We start from the raw sequence: 25221 nt of genomic DNA, 5'->3' as shown, positions 1-25221 counted from the left end.
CTTGGCATTCAAGTAATTGTTTGCAATACGTATTTCCGATGTCGGTTCTTGATTATAATTAATACTTTGACATAAATAATTAGGTGTATACACTTTATTACAGCGACTGTCGGGGTTTCAAGGCCCCATTCCGGTGACCGCCCCGCAGCCCGAGAGGGCAGCGCATGCCTTCTCACCAACGGGAGGGTTTTAGTCATGGCAAACGTTTTACCAGCAGATATTCGTGCTATTCTTGGAATAACGGCGACAGTCTTTGATATGGGAACTCGCGGGGTCGATGGGCGGCTGGGAACGGCGGGAAGCGATTATTATTACGGTGATGCCGGGCTTGACACCTTGAGCGGCGGCGGCGGAAACGATTACATCGAGGGTGGCACATCACCAGTTGGAGGTGTCCTTCCCGAGGTGTTGAATGGTGGCGCTGACAACGACACCGTCGGCTACTTCAATGCAAGCGGGGCCGTAACAGTGAATCTTGTCGCTGGCTTGGCCGGAACTGCTACGGGAGCGGACGGCTTGGACACGTTGCTGGGTTTCGAAAACGTTGTCGGGTCCAACTACAACGATACGCTGAATGGCGACCTGAATGCCAACATGATCTTCGGCATGGACGGCGATGACAAAATCAACGGCAATGCAGGAGACGACAAGCTGTATGGCGGTGAAGGCGTCGATATCATTCACGGCGGTCAGGGGAACGACCAGATCTATGGCGACGGTGGCAGCGACCAGCTTTTCGGCGACGACGGCAACGACACGTTCTATTTCAATCTTGGACAGAACAGTGTCAATGGAGGCGGCGGGACCGATACTGTCGACTATACCGCTGCATATGGCAAGGTAACGATTCATCTCGACGGCAATAGTCAGGGTGCAACCAGCGGCGGCACAGACACATACACCTCTATCGAAAATGTGATCGGCAGCATTTACGGTGATAATCTTTATGGTAACAATCAGGCAAATACGCTCATCGGTGGTCGCGGAAACGACGATTTCTGGGCGGGCGATGGAAGAGATACGATGGATGGCGGCGCGGGCGATGACCAGTTCCATTACGCTAGTCTTGCCGCGCTAGATGGGGATAGAATCAACGGGTTCACCTACGGCTATGAACAGGATAGGGTTGTCCTTACCGGCTTAGGTGTTAAATTTGTTAACATCATCGTAGATGAGGTTATAGGCGGTGTTTTATACTACAAAATAACAGGTGTCGGCCCAGACTATACTGCAGAATATACTATTGCTATCGACGGAAAAGGGTCTCTTTTTCCACGCGAAGAAGACGTATTCACCCTATGAGCCATCCGGCATAGCCATTCTGATTGGATAGATCCGACAATAGGGAAGGATACAACTTGGACCCTTCCCTAAAGAGGCAGAGCTCCTCAAACCTTCCGCACGATCACGCTGCCCACCGAATATCCCGCGCCGAAGGAGCAGATAACGCCGAGGCTCCCCGGCGCGAGGTCGTCGGAATATTTCGAAAAGGCGATGATCGAACCGGCCGATGAGGTATTGGCATAATCCTGCAGGATGTTGGGCTGTTCGCCGGGTTCCGGCTCGCGGCCCAGCACCTTGATGCCGATGAGATCGTTCATGCCCTTGTTGGCCTGATGCAGCCACAGGCGCGAGAGGTGCGCCGGGGCGATATTCTCGTCGGCAAGGTGGGTGAGGATGAGGTCGGACACGATCGGCACCACCTGCTTGAAGACCTTGCGGCCTTCCTGCTTGAAAAGCATGTCGCGGCGGTCTGTCATATGGCCTTCGCGCGTGCGGCGCAGGAAGCCGTTATTGTTGCGGATATTGTTGGAAAATTGCGTGAGGCAGCGGGTCGAAACAATTTCGAAACGGTCCTTGGCCGTCGCGAGATCATCGCGCTCGAGCAGCACGGCTGTGCAGACATCGCCAAAGATGAAGTGGCAATCCCGGTCGCGCCATTCGAGATGTGCCGAGCAGATCTCCGGATTGACCATGAGGATCGCACGGGCGGAGCCGGAGCGGATCATGTCGGCTGCAGCCTGGATGCCAAAGGTCGCCGATGAGCAGGCGACGTTCATGTCGAAGCCGAAGCCTTCGATGCCCAACGCCTGCTGCACTTCGATGGCAATGGCGGGATAGGGACGCTCGTGATTGGAAGCCGCGCAGATCACAGCATCCACCTCGGAGGCGTCCTTCCCGGCTTTGGCCAGAGCCAGACTTGCCGCATGCACCGCCATCTGCGCCATGACGGACAGGTCCTCGTCGCTGCGTTCAGGCAGAACCGGGTGCATTATTTCCGGATCGAGTATGCCTGACTTGTTCAGCACGTGCCGGTTTTCGATGCCAGACGCGCGGACGATGAACTCCTCGTTGGACATCGTCATCGGCGCGCGCGTGCCTGCGGCGATCTCGTCAGCGTAAAGTTCGTTCTGCCGCGTGGCATAGGCGTTGAATGCCTCCACCAGTTCGGCATTGCTGATGGATTGTTCCGGCGTGAAAACGCCCGTACCGCTGATGACAACTTTATGCATGGCGTTTCCAGGTTTATTTTTATCAAAAGCGATAGAGAATACCCGCGTTCCGCGCAAGCCGCCGACATGACGGAGTTGCACGAAAGCGGGTAGCCTGGATTTTCCATGCAGCCGTGCCTGGCTTCAGGCGTCTGGAAAGTCCGCGCCCAGAGTGACCTTTTCCCAGGCATCGAAGTCCTTCTGAAGGTCGGCGATCTTGGCGCGGGCGTTTTGAAGCGCCTGTTTGCCGAGCAGCAGGCGCAGCGGCGGTTCACTGGCTTCAACCGCCTCAACGATAGCCTTGGCCGCACGGACCGGATCGCCCGGCTGATTGCCGCTGATGTTGCGGATCATCTCGGCGCGCTGACCGGAGGTTGCGCGATAATCCTCGATCGTGTGCCTGGCTTCATTTGCCGAACGGCCGGCCCAATCTGTACGGAACGGGCCAGGCTCGACGATCAGGACCTTGATTCCGAGCGGCGCGACTTCCTTTGACAGGGCCTCCGAGAGCGCTTCGACAGCGAACTTGGTCGCAGTGTAGAAGCTTACGGCCGGGTTGGCGACGAGACCGCCCTGGGAGGAGATATTCACCACGGTGCCCGAGCGCTGCTTGCGCAGGAGCGGCAGCACGGCGCGCGTCATTTTTGCAAGGCCCCAGACGTTGATCTCGAACATCTGCCGCACTTCTTTTTCCTCGCTCTCCTCGAAGGAGGCGAAATAACCAATGCCTGCATTGTTCACGAGCACGTCGATGCGCCCGAAGCGTTCCGTCGCGGCCTTGACGGCGTTCTCGATATCTTCGGCACTGGTTACGTCCAGCTTCAGCAATAGCGCGTTGTCCTCATGGCCTTGGGCAAGGTCTTCGATCTGCGCCACGTTGCGGGCGGTGACAACGGTCGGATATCCAAGCTCGAGCGTATGGCGCGCAAGTTCGCGGCCAAAGCCGGTGGAACAGCCAGTGATGAACCAGACAGGTTTCGATGTCATGTTGATGTCCTTGAAAGATGGGAGCGCCACGGGGGTCCGAGTGGGCCAGGGCAGCACAGGGGGAAATTTGGCTACGCTAGAGCAAGTCCGTTGTCACGGAATTGCTCTGATCCTTCGTTTTGCGCAATTCCGGACGGAAAACCGCTTCGCACTTTTCCTGGACTTGCTCTCTCAATGTAGCCCACCGCCCACATGTTTCAAGGTCTATCGGGCAATCAGATGCAGCGGCCGCCATCAACTTCGAGTGCAATCCCGGTGATGAACTCGGCCTCGCTAGAGGCAAGCCACAATGCCGCATTGGCAACATCGAGCGGCGTTGACAGCCGGCCAAGCGGAACCGTGGCCTTGAACTGCGCACGCTTTTCCGGAGTATCCTCACCCATGAACAGGCCGAGCATGGGTGTTTCACCGGCAACCGGGCAGAGGCAATTGACCCTTATGTTCTTGGGCGCAAGCTCGACCGCCATGGATTTCGTCGCGCTGATGGCCCAGCCCTTCGACGCGTTATACCAGGTAAGCCCCGGACGCGGACGCAGCCCAGCCGTGGAGGCGGTCGTGATGATCGAGCCGCCGCCCTGCCTTTCCATGATCGGCACGACGGCAAGCGCCGCATAGTAGATTGCCTTCATATTGACGCCGGTGATGAGGTCGAACGTCGCTTCGTCGACGCCGAGCATGGGGCCATTGCGATGGGTGAAGCCGGCATTGTTGATCATGATATCGATACGGCCAAATGCGTCCATGGCTGACTTGACCATCAGTTCCACATCCTCCTTGCGCGTCACATCGGCATGGGCGGCAATGGCGCTCTTGCCTATCTCTGCTGCGACCTTCTCCGCTCCCACCAAGTTCAGATCAGCCACCACGACATTTGCGCCTTCCGCCGCGAAGCGCTTGGCCATCGCCTCGCCGAAACCCGATGCGCCCCCGGTGATGATTGCTGTCTTGCCTGCCAAACGCTTCATGTCGTCTCCTCATGCGTGGTGATCTGAATTCTTTGCGGTTAATCGTGACGAAAGACGATCGTCTTGGTCGCGGACATGTCGTAGAGCGCTTCGAAACCTTTTTCGCGCCCATGGCCGGACTTCTTGAAGCCGCCAAACGGCAGTTCGACGCCGCCGCCCGCGCCATAGGCGTTGACATATACCTGCCCCGCACGCACGCGCTTGGCGACACGGTGCTGGCGCGCGCCATCCCTGGTCCAGACGCCTGCGACGAGGCCATATTCCGTTTGATTGGCGAGCTTTATGGCCTCCTGCTCGTCGCCAAAGGCGAAAAGCGTCAGCACCGGGCCGAAGATTTCCTCCCGCGCAATGGAAGCGAGGGGGTCGACGCTGCCGAAGAGCACCGGCGCAACATAGAAGCCGTTCACCGGCGCGTCGGCATGAACAGACCCGCGAGCGATAATCTCGATACCAGCCGCCTCGGCCGACCTGACATAATTTTCGACCCTGCCCTTTTGCGCCGGATTGATCATGGAACCAAGGTCGAGATCGGCATCGTGCGGTCCCGCAACGAGCCTGTCGAAACGTTCGCTGATCGCGGCGGCGACGTCATCATAGATGCTGTGCTCGATGAGGATACGGCTGCCTGCCGAACAGGTCTGACCGCCATTCTGGATGATGGCATTGACGAGTACCGGGAGCGCCTGCCCGATGTCAGCGTCAGCGAAGACGATCTGAGGTGACTTGCCGCCAAGCTCCATCGTGACGCCGCGATTATTGCCGGCTGCCGCCTGCTGTATGGCCGTGCCTGTGGCGGGAGAACCGGTGAATGTCACGTAATCTATGCCAGGATGCGCCGAAAGGGCTGCGCCCGCCTGGCGGCCATAGCCGGTGATGACGTTGAGGACGCCGTCCGGAAAACCCGCCTCAAGGGCGAGTTCGCCGATGCGGATTGTCGACAGCGATGCGTCTTCCGCCGGTTTGACGACCAGCGTGTTTCCCATGGCAAGCGCGGCGCCAACCACACGCGCCATGATCTGCAGCGGGTAGTTCCAGGGAATGATCCCCGCGACGACGCCATGTGGCTCGCGCAGGGTGAGCGCCGTATAGCCTTCGAGAAACGGGATCGTATCACCGTGGATCTTGTCGGCGGCGCCGCCATAGAATTCGTAGTAGCGAATGGCTGCAGCAACGTCCGCACGACCCTGACGAACAGGTTTGCCGGTGTCGCGCGATTCGAGCGCCGCCAGCTCATCGCCGCGCTGCTCGATCAATCGTCCGAGCCTGGTCAAAAGCCTGCCACGCTCGAATGCCGGCATCCGCGACCATGGGCCGTGGTCGAAGGCTTCGCGCGCCGCACGAGCGGCGCGATCGACATCATGTTCATTGCAAGCCGGAATTGTCGCGAAGGCCACCCCATCGGATGGACACACAACGGCAATCGTTTCATGGCTCGATGCAGCGACGTGTCTGCCATTCACGATGTTCAGGAAATCCTTATCCTGCGCGACAACTCTGGATAGATTTTCGGCCATGATCACTCCCATTCGTTGCGAGCCTATTGAAAACAGTGCGAATTGGGAATGCAAAAGCGTTGCGACGCGAAACGCTGCGACCCCTTGCCAGACGCATTCAAGTTCTCCCTGGTTTTCTGATCAACGACGCAGGGCAGTCCCGGCCTCCAGCCTGTGCAGCATATCGCGACGCTCTCGAGAGAGCCGGGCTTGCTTTGTTGTCAAAAGTTCATCGTCCATGCAATATCGTAGGCGAACAACTGGTTCGGACGGCAAGCGAGTTTGCCTGGAATGGGCGGCGACAGGGTGGCTGCCGAAATCACGTGGAAACGGCTATCGCATGAGAAAATGTGCGAATTACCAATGCATTTTGACGCAGCAGACGCATCAGGACTGGCCATTCTAAATCGATTAGATTATACAAACCTGCGCCCTCTGGCGCATTCAGGCATAGCGAGACTCTTTCAATGACAAGTCAGATAATCCCGGTTGATCCCTTTGATTGCATTGTGTTCGGCGGCACCGGCGACCTCGCTGAGCGCAAGCTGATCCCGGCACTTTATCAGCGCCAGCGCGACGGACAGCTTTCGGACCCGACCCGTATCATTGGCGCATCCCGTTCGCCCATGTCGAATGAGGATTACCGGAAGTTCGCCGAGAGCGCGATCAAGGAATTCGTCAAGCCGACCGAATTCGACCAGAAGCAGGTCGATCAGTTTCTGGCGCGGCTATCCTATGTTGCGGTGGATGCGACGTCCGACAATGGCTGGGAAGAGCTGAAAGCGGAGATCGGCAATGATACGAGGCGCATCCGCGCGTTTTACCTTGCAGTCAGTCCTTCGCTCTTTGCCGATATATCGAGCCGGCTCAAGAGCTACAAGCTGGTCCACGACCATACGCGCATCATCGTTGAAAAGCCGATCGGACGTGACCTTCAATCGGCGATCGCGCTCAACGACACGATCGGCCACGTTTTCCACGAACAGCAGATTTTCCGCATCGATCATTATCTCGGCAAGGAAACTGTCCAGAACCTGATGGCGCTGCGCTTCGCCAACGCGCTCTACGAACCTCTGTGGAATTCGGCTCATATCGACCACGTGCAGATTACAGTCGCTGAATCGGTCGGGCTGGAAAATCGCGCCGGTTATTACGATACGGCGGGTGCCCTTCGGGACATGGTGCAAAACCATATCATGCAATTGCTTTGCCTCGTCGCGATGGAGCCGCCGGCATCGATGGATGCAGATGCGGTGCGCGACGAAAAGCTGAAAGTTCTGCGCTCGCTGAGCCCGATCAACTCCAGAAACGCTGAAGAACTGACGGTTCGCGGCCAATACCGCGCGGGCGCTTCTTCCGGCGGTGCGGTGAAGGGCTACCTGGAAGAGCTGGAACACCCGAGCAATACCGAAACATTTGTCGCCATCAAGGCCGAAATCGCCAACTGGCGCTGGGCCGGCGTACCCTTCTATCTTCGCACGGGCAAGCGGCTTGCCTCGCGTGCTTCAGAAATCGTCGTTTCGTTCAAACCCATACCGCATTCGATATTCGGCGAAGGCGCCGGGCGCGTCGTGGCCAACCAGCTGGTCATTCGCCTGCAGCCGGACGAGGGCGTGAAGCAGTGGATGATGATCAAGGATCCGGGTCCAGGCGGCATGCGCCTGCGTCACGTGCCACTGGACATGACCTTTGCCGAATCCTTCACGGCAAGAAGCCCTGATGCCTATGAAAGGTTGATCATGGACGTCGTGCGGGGCAACCAGACGCTGTTCATGCGCCGGGACGAGGTGGTTGCAGCATGGCAATGGGTGGACCCGATCTTGAAGGCCTGGACCGAGAATGACCAGCCGCCCTACGGCTATACCGCCGGAACGTGGGGCCCGTCCGCAGCCATTGCGCTGATCGAGCGCGACGGCCGCACCTGGCATGAAACCTGATCGGGCAAGCTGATGGCACATAACCTGCACAGTTTCGCTGATGGCAATGCGTTAGCCGAGGCTTTTGCTTCCGTTGTTGCCGAACGTCTTGCCGCGGCCTGCGACGCTCGCGGCAAGGCAGTGCTTGCCGTTTCGGGCGGAACGACCCCTGCCCGCTTTTTCAAAGTGCTTTCGCTGAAAGACTTGCCTTGGGAAAAGATCACCGTAACTCTCGTGGACGAGCGTTTCGTACCGCCGACCAGCGATCGTTCGAACCAGAAGCTGGTGGCCGGCACGCTTTTGCAGAACAAGGCCGCCGAGGCTCCATTCATCGGCCTTTATAACGAAGCGCCGGATGCAGAGGCAGGGGCGGGGATAGCGGCGCAAAATATTGCAAAGCTGGGTCAGCCGTTCGACGTCGTCATCCTCGGAATGGGCGGCGATGGGCACACGGCATCCTTCTTTCCCGGCGGCGATCGGTTGAGCGACGCGCTTTCCACCGAACAGCAGGCACTCGTATTGCCGATACACGCGGAAGCAGCGGGCGAGCCAAGGCTGACGCTGACGCTTCCGGCGATCGTGAACGCACGCTTTGCGGCGCTGCATATCGAGGGCGCAGGCAAGCGCACGACACTTGAGAAGGCGCTGGGAGCCGGTGCAACGGCGGACATGCCCATACGCGCGATATTGCGACACGAGCCGATCAAGCTCGAGATATTCTGGGCACCGTAGAAGCCCCAGTGATTGCCGGTAAGGCTCCCAAACTTCCGGCGACGCTATAAGGAGATATATTATGACCGTTTCTCAGCGGGTGAGCAGTATTACCCAACGCATCTGCGAACAATCGCGGCCGACGCGCGATGTCTATCTCGATCATTTGCGCGAGGCGGCGTCACGTAAGCCGAAGCGCAGCGCCCTGGCCTGTGCCAATCTCGCGCATGGATTTGCCGCCTGCAGCCCATCGGACAAAGCGGCGCTGGCCGGCGATGTCATAGCCAATCTCGGAATCATCACTTCCTACAACGACATGCTGTCGGCGCATCAGCCGTTCGAGACGTATCCGCAGCTCATCAAGGCAGCCGCCAAGGAAGCTGGCGGCGTGGCGCAGGTTGCCGGCGGCGTGCCCGCCATGTGCGATGGTGTTACGCAAGGGCAGCCCGGCATGGAGCTTTCCCTGTTTTCGCGCGACGTGATCGCCATGGCGACGGCCATTGGCCTGTCGCACGATATGTTCGACGCTGCGGTTTATCTCGGCGTATGCGACAAGATCGTGCCCGGACTTGTCATCGGCGCGCTTACATTCGGGCATTTACCGGCAGTGTTCATCCCTGCCGGCCCGATGACCACCGGCCTGCCGAACGACGAGAAAGCCAGGACGCGCCAGCTCTATGCGGAAGGCAAGGTGGGGCGCGACGAGCTTTTGGAATCAGAGTCCAAGTCATACCACGGTCCGGGCACCTGCACATTCTATGGCACTGCGAACTCGAACCAGATGCTGATGGAGATCATGGGGCTCCACATGCCGGGCTCTTCCTTCATCAATCCGGGCACTCCCCTGCGAGACGCGCTGACACGAGAAGCGGCAAAACGGGCCCTCGCGATAACGGCGCTTGGCAATGAATATACGCCGGTGGGCGAAATGATCGACGAACGCAGCATCGTCAACGGCGTTGTCGGCCTGCATGCCACGGGGGGCTCGACCAATCATACGATGCACCTTGTCGCCATGGCCGCCGCCGCCGGCATCAAACTGACGTGGCAGGACATTTCCGACCTATCCGACATCGTTCCGCTGCTTGCACGCGTCTACCCCAATGGTCTTGCCGACGTGAACCATTTCCATGCGGCCGGAGGCATGGGCTACATCATCCGCGAACTTTTGGATGGCGGTCTGCTGCACGAGGACGTCAAGACTGTCTGGGGCGGAACCGAAGGTTTGCGCGCCTATACGATCGAGCCGAAGCTCGGCGAAAACGGCACGGTGGTACGCGAACCTGTTGCCGCGGAAAGTGCCGACAAGAAGGTGCTGTCGACCTGCAAGCAGCCATTCCAGGTGACGGGCGGCCTGAAGATGCTCAAGGGCAATCTTGGAACAGCTGTGATCAAGACATCCGCAGTGAAAGCCGACCGTCACATTATCGAGGCGCCTGCGCTCGTCTTCGATAGCCAGGCGCAACTCCAGGATGCGTTCAAGGCAGGAAAGCTCGACCGGGACTTCGTAGCGGTCGTGCGTTTCCAGGGCCCGCGCGCCAACGGCATGCCCGAACTGCACAAGCTGACCCCTGCTCTCGGCGTGCTGCAGGACCGCGGTCACAAGGTGGCGCTCGTCACAGACGGGCGCATGTCCGGCGCCTCCGGCAAGGTTCCGGCAGCTATCCATGTCACACCGGAAGCGCTCGACGGTGGCATCATCGGCAAGATCCGCGATGGCGATATGGTACGCCTCGATGCCGAGACGGGCACGCTCGACGTGCTCGAAGATCCGGAAGTACTGGCTGCGCGTCCGACGCCTGACGTGGACATCAGCCACAACAGCTACGGCATGGGCCGCGAACTGTTCACCGCTTTCCGCAACGTGGTTGGCCGGGCGGATCACGGCGCATCGGTGTTTGGCCTTTAGCCGGATTGCCAAGGTAAACGCATTCAACCATGGCATCGCTGCTGTGCGTGGTTCGACAAGCTCACCATCAGGGACTTGGGCGTCGCAGGGAGAAAGATGATTGCCGGCGCCAGGCCGAAAATCTTGCATAGAACACCGATCTTGAACCTATGGGCTCACAAAGATCAATAAGTGGTGCGGCGCTCGTCCGAGGGTGAGCGACCGAACTGCGCCCGGTAGCTTTGAGCAAAATAGGAATGCGATGTGAAACCTGTCGCCAGCGCCACATCCAGAATCGGCGAGTGCGTCTGCCGCAACAGTTCGCGGGCCCGTTCAAGTCGCAGGCTCATGTAGTAGCGGCCGGGGGTCATATTGAGATGACGCAGGAACAGGCGCTCCACCTGGCGAACGGATAGGCCGACTGCCTTCGCCAATCGCACGGCAGATTTCGGCTGCTCGAGATTATCGGCCATGAGTTCGACGATCTTGCGCAGCTTTTCGGATTTGCCGGTGAGATCGCGCTCGGGGCCTACACGCTGGCGGTCGGTCTGCGAGCGGATGCGCTCGTGATGAAACTGGTTCGCTACCTCATTGGCAAGAGCGGGACTGAAATCCTGCTTGATGATTTCGAGCATGAGATCGATCGATGTGGTTCCACCGGCGCAGGTATAGCGCTTGCGGTCGATTTCGAAGACATTGCCGGTGCACTCGATCTGGGGAAAGCGTTCCTGGAATCCAGCACGATTTTCCCAGTGAATGGTGCAGCGGTGTCCCTCCAATTGCCCGGCCTCCGCCAGAATATAACTCCCGACGTTCAGCCCGCCAAGAACAGCGCCGCGACGCCCGAGGGTGCGCAGTGTTGCAATGACCTTCGGCTTATCCTCGAATTCCGTTGTCAGGCCAGCGCAGATGAAGGTGATATCGGCAGGGGGAAGATCGGCGAGCGCGTATTGCACATTGATTTCGAGTCCATTCGAAGCCCTGACCGCTGTGCCATTGGCGGATACTGTAATCCACGAATAGAACGCCTCTTCGGACATGCGATTGGCGGTGCGGATCGTATCGATGGCAGCGGCGAGGCTGAACATCGGAAATCTATCGACAAGCAAAAAGGCAAATGTTCTGGTGATCTTAAGTGCTTCTGGCATATGTTCTTCCAGGCTCTGTTAGTATCCGTGCCGTGACCACCTGCAACCGGCTCATTCCGGCCGATCCACCTGGCTTGGGACAAAGGCCGCTTTTAGCTTGCCCTGACCTTTCAATCCCAGGAGACCCTAACCGGATTTTCTGTTCGAACAAGTTGAAGCAGGTTTCTTTCTAGAACCTAGGTGGAGCCTTGCCCGCAGAACGATAGGCGGCAACGAGCGTATTGGCCATCAGCATGGCGATCGTCATTGGTCCGACACCGCCTGGAACCGGGGTGACGGCACCAGCAACGGTCGCCGCTTCGGCGAAGTCCACATCGCCGACAAGCCGGGTCTTCCCTTCGCCTTTTTCCGGCGCCGGAATGCGGTTTATGCCCACATCTATGACAGTTGCGCCCGGCTTTATCCAATCGGCCTTGACCATTTGCGGCCGGCCAACCGCAGCGACCAGAATATCGGCGGTCCGGCAAAGAGCAGCCAAATCCCGGGTCTTGCTGTGTGCGATCGTGACCGTGGCGTTATGCGCGAGCAGGAGATTGAACATCGGCTTGCCGACGATATTGGACCGGCCGATGACCACTGCGTTCAGGCCGGCAAGATCGCGGCCGAGGATACGTTCCAGCAAAAGCATCGATCCCGCCGGCGTGCACGGAACGAAAGCCGTCTCGATCTCGCCAGTGCCGAGCTTGCCGACATTGACGAAGTGGAACCCGTCGACATCCTTGTCGGGCGATATGGTCTGGATGATGAGTCCTGAATCGATATGCTTCGGTAAGGGAAGCTGAACCAGGATGCCGTGGATGAGCGGATCGGCATTGAGGCTTTCGACCAGCGCGACCAGATCGTACTCGGACGTGTCCTCCGGCAGAGTATGCTGTACGGAATGAAAGCCGCATTCGCGCGCCTTGCGGCCCTTGGAGGCGACATAGACTTGACTGGCAGGATCCTCGCCGACAATGACGACGGCAATGCCGGGCGTTACTCCGCTCGTGTCGATCAGATCGGCAGCGCTGGCCTTGACCTTCGAAACCACGTCCTCGGCAGTTTCCTTGCCATTGATCGTCACTGCCATGTGCTGCTCCTGGAATTCGCTGGGGGCTGGCGCCATTCTGTTGATTTTGAGCGTCAACAATACCGCCATAACGGCGTTCACTGACGCAATAGCGAAAGCGTATCTGAAGGGCAATGCGATCATACGACGCTTGGGCTTGGCGAATGACATGAATCCAAGCATGATCGGCAAACCCACTCGAGTCCGGAAACCTTTATGCGCTACTCAGCTTTCAGTCTTTTCAAAAATGCCCTCAACGGCAACAAGGACTGGAAGCCCGCCTGGCGCAAGCCAGATCCCAAGCCCACCTATGACGTGGTGATCATCGGCGGCGGCCATGGGCTCGCAACGGCTTATTACCTGGCGAAGGAACACGGCATACGAAATATTGCCGTTGTGGAAAAAGGCTGGCTTGGTTCTGGAAACATTGGCCGCAATACGACCGCGATCCGCTCGAATTATCTCCTGTCCGAGAACCAGCACTTCTACGAAGCATCGATGAAGCTCTGGGAGACACTGTCTCACGGCTTGAATTACAACGTCATGTTCTCCCAGCGCGGGGTGGTCAATCTCGCTCATTCGCTGCCGCAACTCGATGTCTATGCACGGCGCGGCAATCAAATGCGCCTGAATGGAATAGACGCCGAATTGATGAACCCGCAACAGATCAAGAAGCTCATTCCCGGCCTCGATATCAGCAGCAACGCGCGCTTTCCAATTCTCGGCGGGCTCATGCAACGCAGCGCGGGTACGGCGAGGCATGACGCCGTGGTCTGGGGCTACGCCCGCGCGGCGGACCAGCTTGGGGTGGACATTATCGAAAATTGCGAAGTCACGAGCTTCCTGAAGGATGGCGACAAGGTTACCGGCGTCATGACCACGCGCGGGCCGATCAACGCGGCGAAGGTGGGCTGTGCCGTGGCCGGCCACACAAGCGAACTCATGCGGCGGGCGGGTATCGACAGGCTGCCACTCGAATCGCATGTGCTGCAGGCATTCGTCTCCGAAGCGCTGAAGCCGGTTGTCGATACGGTGGCAACATTTGGTGGCGGACACCTCTATTTCAGCCAGTCGGACAAAGGCGGCCTGGTCTTCGGCGGCGATATCGACGGCTACAACTCGTACGCGCAGCGAGGCAATCTTCCTGTGGTGGAAGACGTGATGAGCGAGTTCGTCGCACTCATTCCGGCGCTGGCGCGGGTCAAGCTGTTGCGCTCATGGGGCGGCATCATGGACATGACGATGGATGGATCGCCCATCATAACGACCGGTCCTCTTCCAGGCATGTATCTCAACACCGGCTGGTGCTATGGCGGCTTCAAGGCGACGCCGATTTCAGGAAAATGCTTTGCATGGACTATCGCCAAGGACGAGCCGCACCCGCTCTCGGCGCCGTTCACACTCGACCGGTTTTACCGCGGCTACGTTATTGACGACAAAGGGCAAGGCCCTACACCAAGGTTGCACTAAACAAGTCAGCCGGCACGTCGGTTCAGGACTTCGCGCAGCTTGGCGATCTCGGCCAGCATTTCCTCGACATTCGAATTGTCATGATGGCGCGGCTCCAGATGAGCGTCCGCATGTTTGTGAGGCCTTTCGGCGATTGCCGCCTCCTCGACCGCTGGATCTGGCGAGGGCCCTGTCATCATGGCGCGGGTCTGGGCGCGGCGGATAGCTGCACCGAGGCGCGATTCGGATGGAACTGCTGATGACGGGGTGGCGCTTTCCGGCGAAACGACACGCCTGCCGCCGGATGGCGGCACCGGATCAACCGGGGCATCGTCATCCACATAGGTCACAGCGCGATTTCCGGCGCGAAAGCTCTCGATCATGCCGAGCAGGATGGCGATTGCGAGACCCGCGAGCAAGCCGCCGACCAAGCCGCCAATGGCAACGAGCTTGCGCGAACCACCGGTGCTTTCAAGTGCAGGACGTGCCGGGGATATGACCCGGATATTGGTCGTGTTCATGCCCTCGAGTTCGCCTGTTTCCTTCGCACGCAAAAGAAAGGCTTCATACACCTCGCGTTTGGCGGTGACTTCGCGCTCAAGCTCGCGCAGCTTGATCATGTCCTCGTTGTTGCTGGCGGTACGGGCTTTCAACTGCGCCAGACGAGCCGAGAGATCCTGTTCCTGCTGCATCGAACGCCTAAGTTCCACCTGCACAGACGAGGCGATGCGGCTGAGTTCGTTGCGGATCTCGCTGCGGACACCGCTTGCCTGCGACTGCGCCTGGATAAGCTGGGGATGCCGGGGGCCGAGCTTCGTGGCGAGACCATCCGCCTGTTGCTTCAACGCCCCATATTGCGAGCGGAGCGCGACGATAACGCCGGAGCGGAATTCTTCCGGCAGCGTGTTTCCGAGGACGCCCTCCACGGAGGCATTCCTGATCGAGTCTGCCTGCGCCTTGAGCCGGATCGTCTGGTTGCGCGCCTGCGTGAGCTCATCATTGGTGCGCGTGATTTCATCATCGCTGATCAAACGCCCTTGCACGTCGACAAGATCGTTCTCCGCCTTGAACCTCTGCACGGCATTTTCCGCATCCTGCACGCCAGCGCGAAGATCAGTGAGGCGAGCCGTCAACGATTCTGTCGCCTGCCGCGCAGTATCCGACTGGATGTTGCCCTGCTCCTCGCGAAAAACATCGGATACGGTATTGGCGATCAGCGCTGATTTTTGCGGGTCGCGCGACTTGACGGTGATGTTGAAAATGAAATTCTTGGCGCTGCGCTCAACCTCAAGATGATCGTAGAGGTTGCGCAGGAGCAATGTTTCGCGCGCCGTCGGATCGGGCGTGCTGTCTGTCGAAAACAGGTCCTGGATCGACGCGACGATGCCCCGGTCCTTGAGGTCGCCGTTAAACTCGGGGTCGTTCGCAAGTCCGGCGCGATCGATCACCTTGGTCAAGACGCTGCTTGACTGGATGACGCGCAGCTGGCTTTCCGCGATAGCCAGCGAGGCGTCCACCGGCAATTGGCTCGACGCTATTTCCTTGTCGACGATCTTCAAGTCCCGCGGATCGACTAGCACTTCGACGGTGGATGAATAGAGCTTCGGCAGGGTCATCGCGTAGCCGACACCAAGCAGCGTGCCGATGATCGTCGTCGCAAGGATCAGCGCCTTGGAACGGCCGATGCGATTGATGACGATACGCGGATCGACGAGTGGCCGCCATTCGTCATTCTGATACCCCGCGGGCCGGGCTTCCACCTTGCGCGGTGGCGAATGCCTGACGGGAACAGGCGCAATGACCGGTTCCGCCGGAGAAGCGACGGGCTCCGGTCCGGGCTCTGAAAGTGGCGTTGCTGCCGGATTTCCGACTCTGTCACGGGATGGCTCCGGCGCAGCTGACGCAGGCTCTTCGGCCGGAGGCGATGGTTCCTCGACAAACGCCTTGTCCCTCTCGGCGGCATCGAAGCGGCGGTTGAGCTCCGCCTTGATCGCCGCCATATCGGCGCGCATACGATTTATCGCGTTCTGCTCGGCTGCTTCAGGGTTCAACTCGCCGGGCGTTTCGTCCAGGGGCGGCTGCGGAAATTCGCTGCCAGCGGCGAGACGCAAAGCCCGCATGCGGTGGTAGTGATCAAGGTTATCTTCATCGCGCAGCGTCGTGGTGACCCGTTCGGGTTCGGCCTCGAGCTTATGCTCGGGCTCGGGCTGACTGGCAAACGAGAGTAGCGAGCGTCGCGGCCGCTTTGCCGTTTCGTTTTCACGATTACTCATTCGCACTTCAACTCCACGCTCGCCCGGCCGACGCGATTCAATAGAGGACCTAGATCCGCAGTTAATTCAACCTAAAGTTCTATGGAAAATAAAACGTTAATTGTCGAAGTTTCCCGTCTCATCGAGGTGTCATATCGACCCACAAATTAAAGCCTGTCGCTTCAGCATAGCCTTCATAACACGTCTCAATCTAAGAACACGAGCCGTTAAGTCTTTTGATGTAAAAATCCGCCGCGACTTCGCGCCTGGCGCCAGACCGTCAGGGATCGTCCAGGGCATATCCGGCAGGGAACAGAATTGGTTGCAAGCTATCTCAAAGCCAATGCAGAGCTTGTCCGCAACTATTTCTCGGTGATCAGCGGCTCGGCGGGACGGCTGGTCATTTCACTTGCCTATTTCGTAGCACTTGCAAATACCCTATCGATTGCGGAGTTCGGCCTGTTCGCAACCGCGTCGGCGACGGGCGTCGTGCTGTCGCGTCTCGTCTCGTTCGGCTTCGTTTCACCGCTCTACCGGATTTCTACCGTCAAGCCGCAACTGATCGGCGCATACACGGGCGGCTACCTGGCGGCGGTGGTTGTGTCATTGCCCATTTTCATCCTTGCAGCATACCTGACGCATTTGTTCTTTTTCGGCGCGGATCTTCCCCTTGGGACCTTCGCTGTGATCGTCGCGACCGAAGCCTTGCTATGGCGTTCGTTGGAGGTTGTCGTCATCGTCAATAACGGCCTCAATCGCTTCGGTCGCGCGGCATTGCTGGTGATTGTCGGAACAGCGTTGCGCGCGATGGCGGCGGTGCTTTTTGCGTTTTCTACGATAGCCAACCTTGCAATATGGAGCTGGTGGTATGCGGGAGCGAATGGAGTTGCGCTTGCCGTCGCGGTGCTGTTCTTCTATCCGCGTGTGCGGCTCCGGCTTGTCCCCAAGCTCTACCGGCGCCGGCTTGCCGATTCCTTCGCGGTTACGGGCGCGGAAGTATTGTTCTATGTTCAGTCGGAAATGGACAAGCTGCTGGTGCTTGCGGTTGGCGGCCCCCAGACCGCCGGTGTCTACGCCATCATCATGCGGCTTGTCGATTTGACCGCCCTGCCCGTGCGCTCGTTCAACATGATGCTCGTGCAAAAGTTGATGCGAACACCGGACATGCTGAAATCACTGAAAATTCGCGGCGGGCTGGAGCTGGGCGTGTTTCTCGTATCGACGCTCGGATTGGCCGCGCTTGCCATTTTCCTTGCCATTTTTCCGCAGGCACTTGGTGCGAACGTCGCATCCGTGGTTTCCCTCCTGCCCTTGGTGCTGCTGGTGCCGGGCTTGCGCAACCTGATCGAATATCAGGCCGAAATTCTGTATGCCCGAGGGCAATCAGGGCTTCGTGCGCTCAATCTTGCACTGCTCGGAGGGGCCAAGGCTGCGCTGCTGTCATGGATCCTCGTTACCTTTCTTGATAGCCACGACTGGATGATCTGGCTCAACGCCATGTTCGCGCTGCTTTATCTCCTATCGGCCTTTCTGACCTATCGCGCCATCAGGAAACCGGCGCGGCGCGTTTAAGCTACGCCAGCAGTTTCCGGATGCGCGCCGTATCGTCGCCGATAAAAGATTGCATGCCAATCGCCACCTGTTCAGGCGTCATCGCTTCAATGAAGGCCAGGAACTCCGTGTCCGTCGGCGCGGGCGCGAACCAGTAGACCCGGCAGAATTCGGCTGCGTCGTGATAATGACCTGCCGCCATCAGCACTTCGTCGGCGTAGCGGCCATAGATCATGCACTCGGAAAACCGCCGCGAACGTCCGATAGCAGCGACCCAATGGCGGCCGGTGACTTTCTCGATATGCTCGCACATGGTCAGCAAAGCGTCGCGCCGCCAGGCGATCAGCGTACCGATATAATCGTGTCCTGCCGGACTGACGGGCACGATACCAAGCACTTGTCCCGCATGTTCGGACCAGATGCGCTGGTCGCCGGGTACTGGACGCAACAGGTCGCCGTCTCGACGGAACAGTCGCAAATCGCTGCCACGCCAGACCGAGGCGCAATCGAAAGGTTTCAGGAAAGCGACGTCCGAATCGATGTAGAAGAAGGCTTCATCATCAACAAGTGCTGCAATGGCGATGCGTCGGAACTGCTGCACGTGCCAGCCGCGCAACGGCATTGTCCGTGCTGAAAGCCAGACGCGGCGGCGACCGAAGTTGCTGGGATCGGGGAACGGCCTGATCCAGCGTGGCAGCAGATCATTTTCGTCGACGACGACCCGGCGAGGACCTTCGAGCTGCCTGAACAGCGGAACATCCCGGTGCTCGACCAGGATATAGTGCCTGGAATAACCGGTGACGAAACGATCGATCGTTTCGCACAAGAGCCTGCAGCGCTCGAAATCAGGCGCATAACTTGCGGTTACAAGTGCCGTTCTCATTCGCCTTTGCCGCCCTTCAGTTTTGCCCGCATGACGCGTAGCAGGAAAAGCGGATTGCCGACAATGTAGCGATACCACAAACGGCGGGGTTCTTGAGCAAGACGGTAAAGCCATTCGAAACGAAGCTTTTGGACGATCAGTGGCGCCCTCGGCACGGCACCTGCCGTGAAGTCAAACAGCGCGCCAACGCCGAAGGCCAATGTGCAATGCTCCGCCGTGAGGCGCCTTCCCATGAACATCTCCTGGCGCGGGACGCCCATGGCGACGAGCAGGATGTGCGGGTGATACTGTTCGAGATCCTGCAGAATACGAGGCTCGTCTTCCGGCCGGAAAAAACCGTCACTGATGACACGGACCTCGTGTCGAGGCGCCATCCTCCCGAACCTCGCCGCGGCCTCTTTGACTACGCCAGGCCGCGCCCCAATGAGTCCAACCCGCATGGGACTGATTTCCGCCTTCAACAACGCCGGAATGAAATCAGTGCCATTGAGATTGGCCGGAAACCGCGCCCCATGCAGCATCTTCGAGGCGATATCCACTCCGAAGCCATCTGGAAGAACGAGAAAGCGGTTCAGTGCCTCTCTGAACTCCGCGCTTTCCTGAGCCAGATTGGCATTATGTGCGTTGAGCCAGGTGACGAGGGCGAAGCGATCATTGACGATACGCTCTCTCACGGCCTCGATAGCTTCCGCCCAAGGCAGTGCCACGACCTGTACGCCGAGAATGGTGCGGCGCGGGAGATCAAGCCTTGCCAAACTCACGCGGCCGCACGCCCGCTTGAGAGCTGCGTTTCGAGCCGTTCGAGCCCGAGCCTCAATTGCTCATCGAAGCGCGCCAATTGCGCGGTGCGAAACGCATCTCCTGGCTGTGTCAGGTCCTCGCCTGCGCGCACGCGTGCCACCATCGCATTGACGGCTTTGGCAAAATCCACCGGATCATCCGCGACGACACAATTATCCGGAACATCGGCGATGCCGCGTACGGACAACGCGGTTGCGACGCTCGGCAGTCCGAGTTCGAATGTCTCAATGGTCTTGAGTTGCACACCGCTTCCGGCGCGGCTGATGAGGGGTATGACGGCGCAGCCGCAGACGAAGTCGGTGGCGTCCGGTACGCGTCCCGCGAAGGTTACGCCGGGCCATGCGGCTTTGAGGCCGGCAGGCGTGCTTCCGGCAACGGTGACACGAATAGACTTATCCAGCTTGGGTGCGACATGACGCAGGAACCATTCAAGGCCAATGCGGTTGGGCTGCCACGTCCAGGTACCGATCAGCCCGATGTCGCGTTCTATCTTACGCCCCTCTTTGTTTGCCGGCGCTGTGCCCGTAACGAGAGGCAGCGCCGCCGCGCGGCCGCTTCCCGCCAAGCCAAGCGCTTCGATGTCGTCGTCCGCCAACGTGAAGACGAACGACGCCGCGCGGCACAACCGCTGTTCAAGGCCGCTCAGGAGCCGCGACTCCCGGCTGAACAGATATTTCTGGACGGCGCCCGTTGCCGCATCAGCGTTTTCGCGAGCCGACCGATGTTCCACATTATGCGCCACGAATATCTGTGGCTTGTCGGCGAAACAATCTTCGAATGCGCCAGCCAGCGGCACTCCGTTCAGGACGTAGGCATCGAAGGGACCAACTGCGGCGATGGCAGCCTGAAACTTTTCCCTCGTGATGACGCGCAGCTTAACCGACGAAACTGTCAGGCCCGACAGAACAGCCTTGCCGAGCCAGCGCAACTTTTGCGAAAGGTTCGCGGTGTCGTTGCGCACATCGACTTCACCGAGAACGATCGTATTGCCGGGATCGAGCGGCTGGCTGCCCGGCCAGACAAATCCAAGCACGGTGACGCGAGCACCGGCACGCGCCAGGCCGTCGACAATCGCCTTGTTGGCAATCTCGTAGCCTGTCGTTGGCTTACCGTCTGGAACAATTGACGTTACGAAAAGCAAATGCATCTATCGACCGCCCACGAACTTTTATCTCTCACTATTGGATTTGATCGCAGAATGTAATGAAATGTTGAACAAGCAACCCGTATAAGTTGCAACCATGGATAACGGATACATATTCCGGTGACGGATCTCGAGCTTCAAGGCAATATCAGCATCGTGGCGCAATCCCCCGAACTTGAGCCGGGAGCGATCGAGGTCGTGGTGACATTGCCGACGTTCAAGCGTCCCGAGCATTTGTTGAAGACCCTCGAATCACTGAACGCACAGGTGACGGAACGGCGTTTCGCAATTGTCGTCATCGAGAACGAGGCGGAGAAGCGCGAGGGCGCTGCGGTTGTGCAGCCGCTATTCGAGAGGGGCGAGTACCACGGTCTGGTGATTGTCGCTCACGACCGTGGCAATTGTAACGCCTATAATGCCGGCTGGGCGACGGCGCTGAAGGCATTTCCAGGTTTTTCGTCGCTGCTGGTTATCGACGATGATGAAATCGCCGATCCGCATTGGCTCGAGAACATGTGCAAGACGCGCGAAACCTATGGTGTCGAGTTCGTCGGCGGGCCGCAACTTCCGGTCTTCGCCAGGCCGGAACATGCCAGATGGTCGACACACCCGGTTTTCAGCCCCCATCATACCCGTACCGGGCGCGTACCCATCGTCTATTCGTCCGGCAATCTGCTGGTTGGGCGCAATGTGCTAGAGGCCATGCCGTTCCCCTTCCTCGATCTCGCTTTCAATTTCATGGGCGGCGGGGATTCCGATTTCATCAGCCGCAGCGTCGTGAAAGGCTTCACCATCGCCTGGTGCGCGGAAGCCCCGGTTTATGAAACCATTCCGGCCCGGCGTGTCGAAGCCGACTGGATCAGGGCACGGGCGCTGCGCAATGGTGTCATTTCCACGCTGATCGAAAAGCGCAAACGTGCCGGCGAACCTTTCGGCGGTACGAGGACTGCCCTGAAGAGCCTTGCCTTGCTTGCCGTTTCTCCGCTGCGGGCTGCAATGAAGATCGCGCAGACCGGTTCGATGTCGATCGGCATCTATCAGGTTTACGTTGGCCTTGGCCGCGTTCTGGCGGAATTCGGATATTCGAATGAGCAGTATCGGCAACCTGAGAAGAACTGACGCGGCACGCCCGCTCCCGTTGCGACTGGTCGCCAGCCTTGTGGCGGCGCTGATCCTTTGCGTGCTGTTGATCTCGTTCCGCCCGTTCCAGCCGGCGAGTACGGCAATTGCAGGAAGCGGCGGCGATCTCGTCAACCAGCTCGGTTTCGGTGCTTTGGGCGGCATAGCCGTCCTGGCGATGATGGTACTTGCCAATCCGCGGACGCTTCTTGCTCTGATCAGTCCGATGTGGATATTGATGTTCGGCTTTCTTTTTCTCTCGACCTTTGCGGCCATCGATCCCGCCGCCGCACAAAGGGCGGTGCTTTTCACGTTGATCGCGGTTCTGTGCGTAGTGGCTGTGCTGGCGCTGCCACGGGACGCCGACGGCTTTTCGCTGGCACTTGTCATAGCCGCCTTTGCCGTGCTGATCCTGTCCTACGCCGGGCTTGTGGCCGTTCCAGACCTCGCAAAGCACACAGCCAATGAGATCGAAGCTCAACACGCCGGCCTCTGGCGCGGCATATTTGCGCACAAGAACATCGCGGGGCCGGTGATGGCGGCGTTTTCATTCGGTGGTATCTACCTCATCCGTCGCGGCTGGCGCGGCATAGGCATTGTCCTGCTCGTCCTGGCGCTCTGGTTTGTGGCGCATACCGGATCGAAGACTGCAACGGCACTGGTGCCTATAGTGGTCTTCCTCGTGATGTTTCCGAACATGTTTGGCTTTCGTCTGCTCGCCGCGCTGCTGATCGCCGCTGCATTGACCGGATTTTTCTTCTTCACCATAGGGACATTGTTTTTCCCGGCCACACACGACCTCCTGGTGCAGATCGGCGCGGACACAACATTTACCGGCCGTACGTCCATCTGGCAGTTCGCTCTGGAGAAGCTGTCGGCAAAACCATGGAGCGGCTATGGTTTCGAGAGCTTCTGGGAGGCACTGGTCGTGCGGCAGGCGGAGAACCCGAGTTATTACCTGGATTGGGACGTGCGCGGCATCGTGCACGCACATAATGGCTATCTCGATATTGCTATCGCGATGGGGTATCCGGCAATGATCTGCGCGCTCATTGTCCTCATCGTGCTGCCGCTTGTCGATTATGTGCGCTGCCTGAAAAAGCGGGAGAATGTTTTCGCGGCAGATTTCTTCATGATGTGCCTGACCTTTGCGCTGATGAATGCGTTTCTCGAAAGCTTCTTCTTCCGGCGTGCCGACCCGGTGTGGCTGCTGGTCGTCATGGCTTGTTTCGGGCTGCGCATGACCGCGCGTATTCCCATCGCAACCCGGACCTAAATTGCCAGCGCCTGTTGACCCGGCATATCCGAACAGATCAAAGTGCCGCGACATCTGCGGGAGAATGCAATGAGCGATAAACTGGTTCTGGTCGGCTGCGGCAACATGGGGTTCGCCATGCTCAAGGGCTGGCTGGACGCGGGGATATTGACGCCTGAGCAGGTAACAGTGGTCGAGCCAAACGATGCGCTGCGCAAACGGGCAGCAACGCTTGGTGTGAATGGTCTCGCGAATGCCAGCCGGATAGAAGACGATCTGTCGCCACGCATCATTCTCATCGCGGTCAAGCCGCAGGTGATCCGCGACGTGCTGCCCGCCTATGAGCGCTTTGCCAGCGATGCGACATTCGTGAGCGTCGTAGCGGGAGTGAAGGTCGCCTTGTTCGAGCAGTTTCTTGGCGAGACAGCCGCGATTATCCGCACCATTCCCAATACGCCTGCTGCAATCGGCAAGGGCATGATCGTCACGTTCCGTAATATGAATGTGGGCGATGAGGACGCCGAATTTGTCGACGTTCTATTGAAGACAAGCGGGAAAGTCGCGGCGGTGGACGACGAGAAATTGATTGACGTGGCCACTGCGGTGTCGGGCTCCGGCCCCGCCTATGTGTTCCATTTCATCGAATGCCTGACCGAGGCGGCCGTCGTTGCAGGGCTCGAGCGAAAGACCGCCGAGATGCTGGCGATGCAGACAGTATACGGTGCCGGCGTACTTGCTGCATCGAGCGAGGACACGCCGACGAAGCTGCGCGAGCAGGTTACGAGCCCCAAGGGCACGACGGCGGCGGCCTTGGACGTGCTGATGGGGCATGACAAGCTGAAACGGCTGATGATCAGAGCCGTCTTCAAAGCGCATCAACGCGCCATAGAGCTCGGCACCCATTGAGCTTTCGAAAGCTCCGCCATTGCGTTAGCGTGCCGGGATGATTGTGCATCCATCGCCTGATCCAGGCACCGAAGCAAGGCCGCAGCGCGCCTTCGGAGCGGCGCATCTTGCCGTAAAGCCTGTTGACGGGCGCACGCGTATCGGAACGCTCTATCAAGAAGGCTGCGCCAAGATTCTCTTACCCATCACCGACGACGATTCTCTCGAAGCGGTGATGGTCAACACCTCCGGAGGGCTGACCGGCGGCGACGAGATGCACTGGAAATTCGACACTGCGGATGATTGCAAGGCACAGGTGACCACGCAGGCTTGCGAGCGCATCTATAAATCATCGGGCGGTGTGGCAGATGTCGCGAGCACCATTCGCATTGGCGAACGATCATCACTTGCCTGGCTGCCACAGGAGACAATTTTGTTCGAAGGGTCGGCGTTGAAGCGGACCCTGACTGTCGAACTCGCCGCCACCAGCCGAGCCCTCATCGTCGAGCCGATCGTCTTCGGTCGCAAGGCAATGGGCGAGGACATACAAAACTGTTCATTCCGCGATCGCTGGCGCATTCATCGCGATGGCAAACTTATCCACGCGGAGGATTTCGCAATCGGACCGCAAAGTGCGGCGATGTTGGAGCGCCCCGCCCTGCTCGGGGGGATGCGCACGATGGCCACATTGCTGCTGGTGGACTCAAGCGCCGAACGGCACCTTGAAGCGAGCCGAAAAATAATCGGAACAAAAGGAGGGGTTTCCTTCTGGTCTGGCAAGCTTCTTGCGAGGCTGATCGATGGCGACGCCTATTCGTTGAGAAAAAGGCTGGTGCCATTGATCGAACTGCTCAACGAAACGGCAGGCGTGCCTAAAGTCTGGTCAATTTAGGGAGGAAACAAATTTGGCCAAGGGAATAGAATGAATCTGACACCACGCGAGAAGGACAAACTTCTCATTTCGATGGCGGCTATGGTCGCCAGACGCAGACTAGAACGAGGCGTAAAGCTCAACCATCCGGAAGCGATTGCGCTCATTAGCGACTTCGTCGTCGAAGGAGCTCGTGATGGCCGCTCCGTCGCCGATCTGATGCAGGCGGGAGCGCATGTCATCACGCGTGAACAGGTGATGGAGGGTATCCCTGAGATGATCCATGACATACAGGTCGAGGCAACGTTTCCCGACGGCACGAAGCTTGTCACCGTGCACGAACCGATACGTTAGGGCGCGAGC

At 58.8% G+C, this 25221-nt stretch carries 21 protein-coding genes; 11 read left to right on the top strand and 10 right to left on the bottom strand.

Annotation, left to right across the window (positions count from 1 at the left end):
* Positions 1–195 precede the first annotated feature (195 nt).
* Complete coding sequence (locus CU100_RS26530; protein ID WP_146141800.1) at positions 196–1302, top strand: calcium-binding protein; 1107 nt, start codon at positions 196–198, stop codon at positions 1300–1302.
* 86 nt (positions 1303–1388) lie between these two features.
* On the opposite strand, the gene CU100_RS05510 is transcribed toward CU100_RS26530, so the two are convergent.
* From CU100_RS05510 to CU100_RS05495, 4 genes are all read right to left on the bottom strand, one after another.
* Entirely contained in the window at positions 1389–2513 is a 1125-nt protein-coding gene (locus tag CU100_RS05510; RefSeq protein WP_106715480.1) for a beta-ketoacyl-ACP synthase III, read from the bottom strand.
* A gap of 123 nt (positions 2514–2636) precedes the next feature.
* The gene (locus tag CU100_RS05505) at positions 2637–3479 is read right to left on the bottom strand and encodes an oxidoreductase (RefSeq protein WP_106715479.1); all 843 of its coding nucleotides are present in this window, start codon (positions 3477–3479) and stop codon (positions 2637–2639) included.
* A 215-nt stretch (positions 3480–3694) separates the two neighbouring features.
* Entirely contained in the window at positions 3695–4444 is a 750-nt protein-coding gene (locus tag CU100_RS05500; protein ID WP_106715478.1) for an SDR family oxidoreductase, read from the bottom strand.
* Positions 4445–4482: 38 nt separating this feature from the next.
* Positions 4483–5958, bottom strand: a complete 1476-nt coding sequence (locus CU100_RS05495) for an aldehyde dehydrogenase family protein (protein WP_106715477.1) — start codon at positions 5956–5958, stop codon at positions 4483–4485.
* 446 nt (positions 5959–6404) lie between these two features.
* Here CU100_RS05495 and zwf point away from each other — a divergent pair, with 446 nt between their 5' ends.
* From zwf to edd, 3 genes are all read left to right on the top strand, one after another.
* Positions 6405–7874, top strand: coding sequence for a glucose-6-phosphate dehydrogenase (gene zwf, locus CU100_RS05490; protein WP_106715476.1), 1470 nt, complete (start codon positions 6405–6407; stop codon positions 7872–7874).
* Positions 7875–7886: 12 nt separating this feature from the next.
* Complete coding sequence (pgl, locus tag CU100_RS05485) at positions 7887–8585, top strand: 6-phosphogluconolactonase (RefSeq protein WP_106715475.1); 699 nt, start codon at positions 7887–7889, stop codon at positions 8583–8585.
* Between the two features lie 61 nt (positions 8586–8646).
* On the top strand, positions 8647–10473 hold the full coding sequence (gene edd / locus CU100_RS05480; RefSeq protein ID WP_106715474.1) for a phosphogluconate dehydratase: 1827 nt from the start codon (positions 8647–8649) through the stop codon (positions 10471–10473).
* Between the two features lie 164 nt (positions 10474–10637).
* On the opposite strand, the gene CU100_RS05475 is transcribed toward edd, so the two are convergent.
* A complete protein-coding gene (locus CU100_RS05475) occupies positions 10638–11600 on the bottom strand; it encodes a GlxA family transcriptional regulator (RefSeq protein ID WP_106715473.1) in 963 nt (320 codons plus the stop codon).
* Positions 11601–11769: 169 nt separating this feature from the next.
* On the bottom strand, positions 11770–12669 hold the full coding sequence (locus CU100_RS05470; RefSeq protein WP_106716023.1) for a bifunctional methylenetetrahydrofolate dehydrogenase/methenyltetrahydrofolate cyclohydrolase: 900 nt from the start codon (positions 12667–12669) through the stop codon (positions 11770–11772).
* A 195-nt stretch (positions 12670–12864) separates the two neighbouring features.
* On the opposite strand from CU100_RS05470, the gene CU100_RS05465 reads away from it, so the two are divergent.
* The gene (locus CU100_RS05465) at positions 12865–14118 is read left to right on the top strand and encodes a sarcosine oxidase subunit beta family protein (protein ID WP_106715472.1); all 1254 of its coding nucleotides are present in this window, start codon (positions 12865–12867) and stop codon (positions 14116–14118) included.
* 5 nt (positions 14119–14123) lie between these two features.
* Here CU100_RS05465 and CU100_RS05460 read toward each other — a convergent pair whose 3' ends face one another.
* The gene (locus CU100_RS05460) at positions 14124–16370 is read right to left on the bottom strand and encodes a GumC family protein (RefSeq protein ID WP_106715471.1); all 2247 of its coding nucleotides are present in this window, start codon (positions 16368–16370) and stop codon (positions 14124–14126) included.
* A 297-nt stretch (positions 16371–16667) separates the two neighbouring features.
* Here CU100_RS05460 and CU100_RS05455 point away from each other — a divergent pair, with 297 nt between their 5' ends.
* The gene (locus tag CU100_RS05455; protein ID WP_106715470.1) at positions 16668–17921 is read left to right on the top strand and encodes a lipopolysaccharide biosynthesis protein; all 1254 of its coding nucleotides are present in this window, start codon (positions 16668–16670) and stop codon (positions 17919–17921) included.
* A 1-nt stretch (position 17922) separates the two neighbouring features.
* On the opposite strand, the gene CU100_RS05450 is transcribed toward CU100_RS05455, so the two are convergent.
* Genes CU100_RS05450 through CU100_RS05440 form a run of 3 tightly spaced genes read right to left on the bottom strand, consistent with a single transcriptional unit; the run spans position 17923 to position 20731 of the window.
* Positions 17923–18783, bottom strand: coding sequence for a DUF6492 family protein (locus CU100_RS05450; protein WP_106715469.1), 861 nt, complete (start codon positions 18781–18783; stop codon positions 17923–17925).
* Positions 18780–19544 carry a WecB/TagA/CpsF family glycosyltransferase gene (locus tag CU100_RS05445; RefSeq protein ID WP_245418923.1) on the bottom strand — a complete coding sequence of 255 codons (765 nt, stop codon included), beginning with the start codon at positions 19542–19544 and terminating at the stop codon, positions 18780–18782. Before CU100_RS05445 ends, CU100_RS05450 begins: the two co-directional genes overlap by 4 nt.
* Complete coding sequence (locus tag CU100_RS05440) at positions 19541–20731, bottom strand: glycosyltransferase (RefSeq protein ID WP_106715467.1); 1191 nt, start codon at positions 20729–20731, stop codon at positions 19541–19543. Before CU100_RS05440 ends, CU100_RS05445 begins: the two co-directional genes overlap by 4 nt.
* Before the next feature lie 144 nt (positions 20732–20875).
* Between CU100_RS05440 and CU100_RS05435 the strand changes: the two genes are divergently transcribed.
* The 5 genes from CU100_RS05435 to CU100_RS05415 all read left to right on the top strand — a co-directional run bounded on the left by CU100_RS05435 (position 20876) and on the right by CU100_RS05415 (position 25212).
* Positions 20876–21847, top strand: coding sequence for a glycosyltransferase family 2 protein (locus CU100_RS05435; RefSeq protein WP_407070311.1), 972 nt, complete (start codon positions 20876–20878; stop codon positions 21845–21847).
* Positions 21816–23123 carry an O-antigen ligase family protein gene (locus CU100_RS05430; protein WP_106715465.1) on the top strand — a complete coding sequence of 436 codons (1308 nt, stop codon included), beginning with the start codon at positions 21816–21818 and terminating at the stop codon, positions 23121–23123. The genes CU100_RS05435 and CU100_RS05430 overlap by 32 nt, the downstream gene beginning before the upstream one ends.
* A 69-nt stretch (positions 23124–23192) precedes the next feature.
* On the top strand, positions 23193–24008 hold the full coding sequence (gene proC / locus CU100_RS05425) for a pyrroline-5-carboxylate reductase (protein WP_106715464.1): 816 nt from the start codon (positions 23193–23195) through the stop codon (positions 24006–24008).
* Positions 24009–24045: 37 nt separating this feature from the next.
* Complete coding sequence (locus tag CU100_RS05420; protein WP_106715463.1) at positions 24046–24879, top strand: urease accessory protein UreD; 834 nt, start codon at positions 24046–24048, stop codon at positions 24877–24879.
* A 30-nt stretch (positions 24880–24909) separates the two neighbouring features.
* Positions 24910–25212: an urease subunit gamma gene (locus tag CU100_RS05415; protein WP_106715462.1), complete on the top strand. Its 303-nt coding sequence runs from the start codon at positions 24910–24912 to the stop codon at positions 25210–25212.
* Positions 25213–25221 lie beyond the last annotated feature (9 nt).

Source organism: Phyllobacterium endophyticum (genome assembly GCF_003010935.1).
Lineage (GTDB): Bacteria > Pseudomonadota > Alphaproteobacteria > Rhizobiales > Rhizobiaceae > Phyllobacterium > Phyllobacterium endophyticum.
This window is presented reverse-complemented; position numbering and strand designations above follow the sequence as displayed.

What these genes read in the sequence shown, in the direction of transcription:
- CU100_RS26530 (WP_146141800.1), top strand. Translation starts at nt 196, where the DNA reads ATGGCAAACGTTTTACCAGCAGATATTCGTGCTATTCTTGGAATAACG.
- CU100_RS05510 (WP_106715480.1), bottom strand. Translation starts at nt 2,513, where the DNA reads ATGCATAAAGTTGTCATCAGCGGTACGGGCGTTTTCACGCCGGAACAA.
- CU100_RS05505 (WP_106715479.1), bottom strand. Translation starts at nt 3,479, where the DNA reads ATGACATCGAAACCTGTCTGGTTCATCACTGGCTGTTCCACCGGCTTT.
- CU100_RS05500 (WP_106715478.1), bottom strand. Translation starts at nt 4,444, where the DNA reads ATGAAGCGTTTGGCAGGCAAGACAGCAATCATCACCGGGGGCGCATCG.
- CU100_RS05495 (WP_106715477.1), bottom strand. Translation starts at nt 5,958, where the DNA reads ATGGCCGAAAATCTATCCAGAGTTGTCGCGCAGGATAAGGATTTCCTG.
- zwf (WP_106715476.1), top strand. Translation starts at nt 6,405, where the DNA reads ATGACAAGTCAGATAATCCCGGTTGATCCCTTTGATTGCATTGTGTTC.
- pgl (WP_106715475.1), top strand. Translation starts at nt 7,887, where the DNA reads ATGGCACATAACCTGCACAGTTTCGCTGATGGCAATGCGTTAGCCGAG.
- edd (WP_106715474.1), top strand. Translation starts at nt 8,647, where the DNA reads ATGACCGTTTCTCAGCGGGTGAGCAGTATTACCCAACGCATCTGCGAA.
- CU100_RS05475 (WP_106715473.1), bottom strand. Translation starts at nt 11,600, where the DNA reads ATGCCAGAAGCACTTAAGATCACCAGAACATTTGCCTTTTTGCTTGTC.
- CU100_RS05470 (WP_106716023.1), bottom strand. Translation starts at nt 12,669, where the DNA reads ATGGCAGTGACGATCAATGGCAAGGAAACTGCCGAGGACGTGGTTTCG.
- CU100_RS05465 (WP_106715472.1), top strand. Translation starts at nt 12,865, where the DNA reads ATGCGCTACTCAGCTTTCAGTCTTTTCAAAAATGCCCTCAACGGCAAC.
- CU100_RS05460 (WP_106715471.1), bottom strand. Translation starts at nt 16,370, where the DNA reads ATGAGTAATCGTGAAAACGAAACGGCAAAGCGGCCGCGACGCTCGCTA.
- CU100_RS05450 (WP_106715469.1), bottom strand. Translation starts at nt 18,783, where the DNA reads ATGAGAACGGCACTTGTAACCGCAAGTTATGCGCCTGATTTCGAGCGC.
- CU100_RS05440 (WP_106715467.1), bottom strand. Translation starts at nt 20,731, where the DNA reads ATGCATTTGCTTTTCGTAACGTCAATTGTTCCAGACGGTAAGCCAACG.
- CU100_RS05430 (WP_106715465.1), top strand. Translation starts at nt 21,816, where the DNA reads ATGAGCAGTATCGGCAACCTGAGAAGAACTGACGCGGCACGCCCGCTC.
- proC (WP_106715464.1), top strand. Translation starts at nt 23,193, where the DNA reads ATGAGCGATAAACTGGTTCTGGTCGGCTGCGGCAACATGGGGTTCGCC.
- CU100_RS05420 (WP_106715463.1), top strand. Translation starts at nt 24,046, where the DNA reads ATGATTGTGCATCCATCGCCTGATCCAGGCACCGAAGCAAGGCCGCAG.
- CU100_RS05415 (WP_106715462.1), top strand. Translation starts at nt 24,910, where the DNA reads ATGAATCTGACACCACGCGAGAAGGACAAACTTCTCATTTCGATGGCG.